The sequence below is a fragment of the Ensifer sp. ENS11 genome, from assembly GCF_014851895.1.
Taxonomy (GTDB): Bacteria; Pseudomonadota; Alphaproteobacteria; order Rhizobiales; family Rhizobiaceae; genus Ensifer; species Ensifer canadensis.
The window spans coordinates 203,814-212,394 of record NZ_JACVAN010000010.1 but is presented as its reverse complement, the minus strand read 5'-3'; the positions used below and the strand labels follow the sequence as shown (position 1 = coordinate 212,394).

General features: G+C 61.1%; 9 protein-coding genes. 4 read left to right on the top strand and 5 right to left on the bottom strand.

The window, feature by feature from the left end:
* The first annotated feature begins 498 nt into the window (after nucleotides 1-498).
* Together IB264_RS20365 and IB264_RS20360 are read left to right on the top strand one after the other, a co-directional pair.
* Nucleotides 499-2,136: an acetolactate synthase large subunit gene (locus tag IB264_RS20365; RefSeq protein ID WP_057224447.1), complete on the top strand. Its 1,638-nt coding sequence runs from the start codon at nucleotides 499-501 to the stop codon at nucleotides 2,134-2,136.
* A gap of 291 nt (nucleotides 2,137-2,427) precedes the next feature.
* On the top strand, nucleotides 2,428-2,673 hold the full coding sequence (locus IB264_RS20360) for a helix-turn-helix domain-containing protein (RefSeq protein ID WP_025429968.1): 246 nt from the start codon (nucleotides 2,428-2,430) through the stop codon (nucleotides 2,671-2,673).
* A 64-nt stretch (nucleotides 2,674-2,737) separates the two neighbouring features.
* On the opposite strand, the gene IB264_RS20355 is transcribed toward IB264_RS20360, so the two are convergent.
* Entirely contained in the window at nucleotides 2,738-3,610 is an 873-nt protein-coding gene (locus tag IB264_RS20355) for a LysR family transcriptional regulator (protein ID WP_198956875.1), read from the bottom strand.
* A 90-nt stretch (nucleotides 3,611-3,700) separates the two neighbouring features.
* Here IB264_RS20355 and IB264_RS20350 point away from each other — a divergent pair, with 90 nt between their 5' ends.
* Complete coding sequence (locus IB264_RS20350; RefSeq protein ID WP_057224449.1) at nucleotides 3,701-4,114, top strand: VOC family protein; 414 nt, start codon at nucleotides 3,701-3,703, stop codon at nucleotides 4,112-4,114.
* Nucleotides 4,115-4,128: 14 nt separating this feature from the next.
* Nucleotides 4,129-5,073, top strand: coding sequence for a glyoxylate/hydroxypyruvate reductase A (locus IB264_RS20345; RefSeq protein ID WP_057224450.1), 945 nt, complete (start codon nucleotides 4,129-4,131; stop codon nucleotides 5,071-5,073).
* On the opposite strand, the gene IB264_RS20340 is transcribed toward IB264_RS20345, so the two are convergent.
* The 4 genes from IB264_RS20340 to IB264_RS20325 all read right to left on the bottom strand — a co-directional run bounded on the left by IB264_RS20340 (nucleotide 5,070) and on the right by IB264_RS20325 (nucleotide 8,533).
* A complete protein-coding gene (locus tag IB264_RS20340) occupies nucleotides 5,070-5,909 on the bottom strand; it encodes a phosphotransferase family protein (RefSeq protein ID WP_057224452.1) in 840 nt (279 codons plus the stop codon). The two genes, IB264_RS20345 and IB264_RS20340, sit on opposite strands and share 4 nt — an antisense overlap.
* Nucleotides 5,910-6,190: 281 nt before the next feature.
* The gene (locus IB264_RS20335) at nucleotides 6,191-7,102 is read right to left on the bottom strand and encodes an esterase family protein (RefSeq protein ID WP_192434019.1); all 912 of its coding nucleotides are present in this window, start codon (nucleotides 7,100-7,102) and stop codon (nucleotides 6,191-6,193) included.
* Nucleotides 7,103-7,223: 121 nt separating this feature from the next.
* Nucleotides 7,224-7,973: a 2OG-Fe(II) oxygenase gene (locus IB264_RS20330; protein WP_192434017.1), complete on the bottom strand. Its 750-nt coding sequence runs from the start codon at nucleotides 7,971-7,973 to the stop codon at nucleotides 7,224-7,226.
* Nucleotides 7,970-8,533: a methylated-DNA--[protein]-cysteine S-methyltransferase gene (locus tag IB264_RS20325; RefSeq protein WP_082555528.1), complete on the bottom strand. Its 564-nt coding sequence runs from the start codon at nucleotides 8,531-8,533 to the stop codon at nucleotides 7,970-7,972. The genes IB264_RS20330 and IB264_RS20325 overlap by 4 nt, the downstream gene beginning before the upstream one ends.
* Nucleotides 8,534-8,581 lie beyond the last annotated feature (48 nt).

Genomic DNA, 8,581 nt, shown 5'->3' with positions numbered 1-8,581 from the left:
AAAACTTCCCGCCGAAACTCGCGTCCCGACCAATCAGCATCCGCCAATCAAGGAAACCTTAAAACGAAGGACATCGTCGCCAGCAGCGCCGCCGCCCTCGTTCAGTGATCGGGCTTATAGACCCCACCCCTCACATACGTCAACACTCAATCGCAAAAAATCGACAAGATCGAACAACACATTGAAAATACAAACGAATTGGAAGCGAGAGTTATCAACAGGGCGAGATGGGCGGTATCGCCTGGGCGAAAATACCGGATTTCCGGGATTCCTGCGGCAACCGGAGCGAAATCGTCACCCGCTGATGCAAAGCCAGGGGCATGCAGCGGGCAGATCGGTGGCCGCCGAGGCTCAAACACGACGCGAAATGCGGTTGCGTCTGCAATCGAGGACGATACTGTTCGAGAGCGGCGATCCCGGTCCGCCGCCCCAGGCAATCGCCGGGCCAACGCTCCACGAACGATACACATTGCGACACTCGCTGAAAGGGTTCGAAAGATGATGAAAGGTTCCGACGTTCTGATTGCTGCATTGGAGAACGAAGGGGTCGACTGCATCTTCGGCGTGCCCGGAGAGGAAAACCTGCATGTGGTGGAGTCGCTGCGTAAATCCCGCATCAAGCTGGTTTTGACCCGGCACGAACAGGCCGCAGCCTTCATGGCCGCGACGCATGGGCGCCTGACCGGCAAGCCGGGTGTCTGCATGGCGACGCTCGGCCCCGGCGCCCTCAATTTTTCGACCGGCGCCGCCTATGCCAATCTCGGCGCCATGCCGATGATCCTGATCACGGGGCAGAAGCCGATCAAGACGGCCCGCCAGGCCCGCTTCCAGATCGTCGATGTCGTTGCCTCGATGCGGCCCTTGACCAAGATGACGCGACAGATCGTCAGCGTCGGCAGCATTCCGGCTGCCGTTCGCGACGCTTTTCGCGTGGCCATGGAAGAGCGACCCGGTGCGGTGCACCTTGAATTGCCGGAGGATGTCGCCGGCGAAACCATCGGTGAGGCGCCGATCATTCCGGTTCACCCGCTCGACCGGCCGGTGGCGCCGTCTGCTGCCATCGACCGGGCGGTTGAGATCATCCTTGCGGCCAAGCGGCCGCTGATCATGATCGGCGCGGCCAGCAGCCGCCCGCGGCTCGTGGATGCGCTCTCCGCCTTTGTCCGCCGGATGCGCATCCCCTTCTTCAACACCCAGATGGGCAAGGGCGCGGTCAACGGCGGCTCCAACCTCTATGTCGGCACGGCCGCTCTTTCCGAGCGCGACTATGTGCATGATGCCATCGATCAGGCGGACCTGATCATTTCCGTCGGTCACGACACAGTGGAAAAGCCACCCTTCCTGATGCGCAGCGAAGGCGGGCCGAAGGTTCTGCACATCGGCTACAGCTCGGCCAATGTCGAGCAGGTCTATCATCCCGACGCAGAAGTGATCGGCGACATCGGCACGACGGTGACCGCGATCGCCGATCGGCTCGGTGGCAAGCTCGATCCGGAACCGCTGCTGCTCAGCCTGCGCCAGACCATTCTCGACAAGCTCAACGAAGGCGCAGACGAAGACCGGTTCCCGGTGACGCCGCAACGTATCGTCCATGACGTGCGCAAGGTGATGCCGGAAGACGGTGTCGTCTGCCTCGACAACGGCATGTACAAGATCTGGTTTGCCCGGCACTACCGCACCCATGTCGCCAACACGCTGTTGCTCGACAATGCGCTCGCCACCATGGGCGCCGGCCTGCCTTCTGCAATGATGGCGGCGATGCTCTATCCCGAGCGCCGCGTCATGGCGGTGTGCGGCGACGGCGGCTTCATGATGAACTCCCAGGAGATGGAGACCGCCGTTCGCCTCGGCCTCAATCTGGTGGTCGTCATCCTCAACGACAGTGCCTATGGCATGATCCGCTGGAAGCAGGCCGTTGACGATTTCCCGGATTTCGGCCTGACATTCGGCAATCCGGACTTCGTGCGCTACGCGGAAGCCTATGGTGCGACGGGCTCGCGGGTCTCGAGCGCGGACATGCTGGTGCCGACGCTCGAGGCTGCCTTTACCGGCGGCGGCGTGCATCTCGTCGATGTGCCGATCGACTATTCCGAAAACATGCGCGTGCTGGTCGATGAGCTGCGCACCCGCTCTTAAGACCTGCTTTCTCCAGGCGAGTAACATAGGCCCGCCAGCCGTTGCCTTAATCGGGCGACCGGCCTGACGGGCCCGTATCCAAAGGACACCCCGGCCTTCGTCTCACCATGGATCCTAATGTTGCCAATCAAGGCGGCCCCATGGCCGTGATTGGCAACAAGCCTTGCGCTGCCATCTTTTGGACTTATATTGCACTGCACTCGGCGCCTGTTTTTGGCCGAGTTTTTCTTGGCTGCATGCCGCCTTCACGCGAAAAGCCTCGCTCTTCGCGCACAACCGAAGGACCACTTCATGACTGTTTCGATAAACAATCTTGATGCCTCCACCACGGGCGCTTTGGCCCATGTCGATATCGGCGATACCGTTAGACGTTCCCGTCAAGCGATCGGCTACAGCGTTGACGAACTTGCGCTCACCTGCGGGCTGACCGACATCGAAATCACCAACATCGAGCTTGGTGTCGACACCGATCCGGCCAAGCTCCGTCGGATCGCCGCCGCACTTCAGTTGCCCCTAACCACCTTCCTGCTCAGCTAGGCCCAATGGGCGTCGCGTCCACACGAGACGCGACACCCACCCGGCGTTCTTGGAGCGATGCCAATCAACCTGTAAAACCCTGCGATAGAATCTCCTTCAGTAGCGCAAGCGGCGTGGGGCGACTTGGCACGCGCTGATGCAGGAAAACAATCCTGCGCTCGTACGAGGCGGCATCGGGTACCTCGACCAGGCAAAATCCGTCCCGTCCCAGGCCCTGCCAGGCCGGAACGACGGAGTTTCCCATCCCGTTGGCCACGAGCATGGCTATGGTTTCGAGCGCGTCCATGTCGCAACGAATGTCCGGATCAAGCCCGGCATCGGCGAGATATTGTGACGACAGCCGCCCGCCCCAGGATCCCGGATCGTAGCGGATGAACGGCGCCTGCCGGATTTGCTCAGCGATATCGTCAGGTTCCGTCGCATCCCTGCTGATGAACACAAGCGGTTCGCGGCGAATGACATATGCCGCCAATCCCTTTGGCAGCAAGAATGGCGGTTCAACCAGAACCGCGGCATCGAGCTCGCCTGCAAGCAACTGTTCGTAGAGCTGCAACGACGAACCGGGGCGCAGTATCAGCTTCAGGCTCGGCGCCCGACGGGAGAGTTCGTCCAGAACCTCAGGGAAGATGCCTGTCAGCGCCGTCGAGATCGCCCCGATTTTCAACTCGGCGGCAAGACCGCCGCCTGCAACGTCGTATCTGAGGTTTTCGACTTCCCGGATTAAGAGACGCGCCCGCGGCAACAGCGAAAGACAGGCCTCCGTCGGCTGGGCCGAATGGGCGCCGCGGGCAAGCAAAATGCACCCAAGAGCCCGTTCGAGCGATTGAATGCGCTGGCTGACGGCGGCCGGCGTCAACTTTTCCCGGCGTGCAGCGGCTGCGATGGACCCCGTTTCCACCGTGGCGACTAGGCTTTGCAGGAAGCGAATATCCACCATGAATCCTTATTCTCAGAGAAAGAATTACATAGTTTTTCTTAGCCTCTCAAGACGCTATCCCTGTGTCAACCGGAGACACAGGAGTTCCAGATGAAGTCGCTTTTCCATCTCGCCTTTCACGTCACCGATCTCGATGAGGCCCGCAGGTTCTACGGCGACGTGCTTGGTTGCGAGGAAGGGCGCAGCACGGATACCTGGGTCGATTTCGATTTCTTTGGCCATCAACTGTCGCTGCATCTGGGCAAGCCCTTCGAAGTCACGCGGACCGGCAAGGTCGGCAACTACCTCGTACTGATGCCGCATATGGGCGTGGTGCTGCGCTTGGCGGATTGGTTCGTGCTGGCCGAGCGCCTGGAACAAAAGGGCGTGCGCTTCGACATTCCGCCGGTCGTGCGTTTCGAAGGCGAGCCCGGCGAGCAGCGGACGATGTTCTTCCTCGATCCGAGCGGCAATCCCATCGAGGTCAAGGGGTTTGCCGATTTCGACAGCCTGTTTGCACGCTGACACCGGAGGCGGATGTGAAGAAGCCTATCGCCTTGGTGACGCGCATCGACCGCGCCGACGAACAGGCCTGGGTGGCCATCCTGGCCAGGCTGTTGCCGGAGAACGAAATCGTGCACTTCCACGAGATGGACGATGCGCAGCGCGACGCCGCCGAAATCGCCATCGTTGCCAATCCCGATCCTGGGCACGTGGCGGCCCTACCCAATCTCAAGTGGATACACAGTCTTTGGGCAGGGGTAGAGCGACTGGTCGCCGAGCTCGGCCAGGCAGCGCCCCCGATCGTCAGGCTTGAAGACCCCGAGCTGGCTCGGGTCATGGCGGAAGCGATCCTTGCCTGGACCTATTATCTTCACCGCGACATGCCCGCCTACCGCAGGCAGCAGGCGGCGGCAATCTGGCGGCAGCATCCGTACCGCCGGCCAGGCGATCTCACGGTCGGGATCCTGGGCATGGGGCTTCTCGGAAAAGCAGCGGCAGGAAAACTGACGGCAGCCGGCTTCCGGGTTACGGGCTGGGCACGGTCGCCGCAGCAGATAGACGGCGTCGATATGGTCAGCGCCGAGAGCGGCCTCGATCGGCTCTTGCGGACAAGCGACATAGTCGCCAGCCTGTTACCGCTGACATCAGAGACCCACGGCCTGCTCGATGCCCGTCGCCTCTCATCCATGAAAACCGGCGCGCGCCTCATCAATTTTTCCCGCGGGCCGATCATCGTCGACGTCGACCTGATCGCGGCGTTGGACGCTGGGCATATCGCGCATGCGGTGCTCGATGTTTTCGACGCCGAGCCTTTGCCACCCACGTCGCCCTATTGGCGGCATGACAGCGTGACGGTATTGCCGCACATTTCCGCGCCGACCGACAGGAACACGGCCGCCGTGATCGTCGCTGATAATATCAATCGGTATTATGCGACCGGCGCACTGCCCGCAGCCATCGATATCAAGCGCGGGTACTAGCCGCGTCTTAGTGCCTCGAGCCCCGCGTTCAGCGCCACATCGTCACCATGCTCGAGGCCGAAGAGGACGTCCAGCAGCGGGAAGGTGCTGCGATAGAAGCGGATCTGGTCCTGCATCGCATCTATCCCGGGATAGTATGGGTGCATGAGCGCGAGGAAATCGTCGCCCAGGCCGGCGGAAAGGCTGGCGAGGTCATGAGCAGGGTCGCCGATCGAGCATCCCGCAAAGTCGATAACGCCCGAGACCTGGCCGTCGTCGACGAGAATGTTTCCCGTGCCAATGTCACCATGAATGATCGCCGTGGCGAGTTGTTCGCTGTCAGCCGAAAGAAACCGTTCGAAATTACCTCGAATTGCGATGGCAATGTCGGCCGGCACGAGCGGCAGAACCTTTTCGACAACATCAGAAAAAAGGTCGCGCCATTCCGTCAGGGGATCATGCGCTTCGTTCCGCACGCCGAGAGTATCGAGCGGCAGCGCATGCAGAGCCCGGAGGAAGCCGGCGAGTGCCGACGCCAGCTGTTGTCGCCGGGTGTCGCTCATGCCGGCGAGATCCAGCAAAGGCGTGCCGGGCAATTTCGTGTGCGTCGCGACAATGCCCGAGGCAAGGGTCACAACGCTTGCGGCCGGAACGGGCAGCGGCAGCCGCCCGGCAAGAGCCGCAAGGACCTTCGTTTCCCGCAGGAGATCACGACACGCGCCGTCATGCCGTGGAACCCGAATGATCAATTGCCCGGTGTCGAGCACATGATTGTTCTGCCCGGTGTCGATGACTTCCGCCGACAGGATTTCCAGCCGCCCGAGGACCGATACTATTTCATCTATGCTCGGACGCATCGTCCGCCCTCTCCAAGCAACAGCGTCCTCAAAGGTTCTGCCAAACGCCACCATTCCGCCCTCGTCAGCGAACTGCAATGCGGCGGCTGTGGCCACGCGTTTTCAGGGACATACTGCATAACTTCGTGGAGTGCCAACGGGTCGGTCGGGTGTCGTGCGCCAATACTTGTCTTCTATAATCAAGTTTATCACGCGGCAAGCGTGTTCCTGCGAAAACACATCCCATCCGACGCATAGGCGTGTCACAGTGCCAAGCCGGGGGGGGGTGTGCGCCCGATGCCCTAGCCGTTTCGGAAGCTGGCGCCGACGAAGCTCAGCGCTTCGGGCAAACCGCTGCGCCAATAGGCCCAGTCATGGCCGCCCTCCCGTGCGATGAAGCGGTGCTCCACGCCAAGCTTTTGAAGCTTCAAATGGAGCTCGGAGTTGCCAGCGAAGAAATCGTCACTCGAACCGCAATCCATATAGAGCGCTGTCTTGCCGATTTGCTCGGCAGGGATCGTCTCGACCAGATCGAGCACGCTGTTGTCGTGATAGGCGGCATTCAAACGGCCCTTGCCGGCAAGCCCCAGCCCCCAGGCTTTGCCATAGCGACGATCGTATCCCGACTGGTCCATCTCGACGACCTGACCGTCTGTTCGAAAGGCCGCGCTCAGCGCCGCAGCGGCGGAGAACATCTCAGGCCGTTTGAATGAGAAGGCGATGGCCGCATAGCCGCCCATGGAAAGGCCGAGAATCCCGCGCCCTTCCTTCTCCGGCACCGTCCGGTAGGTGTGGTCGATGTAGGTTACGAACTCCTGAAGGAACATGTCCTGCCAGCGGTAACCGCCGTCAGCGTCGTTCATGTAGTAGGTGTTGAATCTGTTCTCCTTGTCCCGGCGCCCTTCCGGCGTGACTGCGATGAAGGCCGGCACCTCCCCGCTTTCGATCATCCGGTCGAACACCCGGTCGGCTCCGCCGAAACGATACCAGTCGGTATTTTTGCCTTTGCCCCCGCCATGCATGAGATAGATGACGGAGTAGGAGCGGTTCCCGGCCTCGTATTTCGGCGGGAGATAGACGGTATATTCGACATCCTTGCCGAGAATCCTGCTGGGCATCTTTTGCCCTTCGAGCACCGTGCCCGCGTTCGCCGCCCAGGAATTGGCCAAGGAAACGAGCGCGAGAAAGCCGGCAAGAACGGTCGTTTTGAACATCGAGTTCCTCCTGTCTGCAGGCTTGGCAAATAGGCGGAAGGAAGTCGTTGTCAAACAAAGCCCCTCACCCGAAAGCGAGGGACATTGACCGCAAGCCATGAAAGCGGCGGTGCGAGCCGCGCTATCTTGCGTCGTGAAAGATGATGCCGACAGTGTGGCGCAGGCCTGACCTGACACGGCTGACGCCATGGCGCAGGTTGACGCGATAATTGCCCTTCGTGCCTTGAACCGGCCGGTTGTGAACGGCAAAAGCCACGGCATCACCTTGGCGGAGGGGAACGACCTCGACCCGGCTTTGCATGCGCGGACGCTGCTCCGTCAGCACGAATTCACCGCCCGTGAAATCCTTTCCCGGTTCGGAAAGAAGGATCGCGACCTGTATCGGAAAGGCAAGATCACCATAGAGGTCCTGGTGCAGGCAATTGAAATCGCCGGGCACATATTGCAGCAGCAGCGGTGTTGGCCGTGTCTGGCCCGCATCGTGGCACTGCCTCAGGAATTCCCGGTGCTCCGCCGGATATCTCGTCTCGATCCCCATGCGACCGTTCCATTGGTTGGCAACGTCGGCGAGGCGCGGATAGAGCGCAGTGCGAAGACCGCCAAGCAGATCCGGCAACGGATACTTGAAGTAGCGATATTCCCCCTTGCCGAAACCGTGCCTGGCCATGTGGATATGGCTGCGGAAATGCTGCTCGTCCTTGTAGAGCGCCGAAATCCGTCGGCAGTCGTCCGCCGACAGAAGCTTTTCCATGACCGCGCAGCCATAGCCGTTCAACGCGTCCGAAATCGCCTGCCAATCGTAAGCTGCGACATGCGTCTCCACAGCCTGTTCGGTCCGATCTGCAATAGCCATTGAAATGCGCGGATTCATAGCATCGCCTCCTTGGCGATCAGCGTGCGCTTGCGCTCTATGCCCCAACGGTAGCCGGCGAGTTCACCGCTGCTGCGCACGACACGGTGGCATGGAATGGCCAAAGCGATGACATTGGCGGCGCAGGCGTTGGCAACGGCGCGCGCGGATGTCGGTGCGCCAACGCGGACCGCCAGCTCGGCGTAAGTGATCGTCGTCCCCGCCGGGATCGCGCGAAGCGCCTGCCAGACACGGCGCTGGAGTGTTGTCCCGCGAAGGGCAAGCGGGAGATCCATTCCCTCGCCAGGGTTATCGATGAAGCGAAGGACCTTCGCCAGCTCGGTGCGAAGTCCGGCTTCGTTCCGGTTCAATGCACGGCCAGGAAAACGATCCGCAAGATCTCGCTCCAGTTGCTCCGCGTCAGCACCGATCAGGATCGCACAAACACCGCCGACGCTGCGCGCGATCAGAACACAGCCCAACTCTGCTTGTGCAACGCCATACTCCACGGTTGTGCGGTTAGCGACGTCGACGGCTTGCCGCGGTCGCGGGGTGTGCGTCCGGTTGTCGATGAGGTTCATGAGACTAACTCCTTGTTCCGTTCCGTTCTCTTCACCGACCCTAGAGAT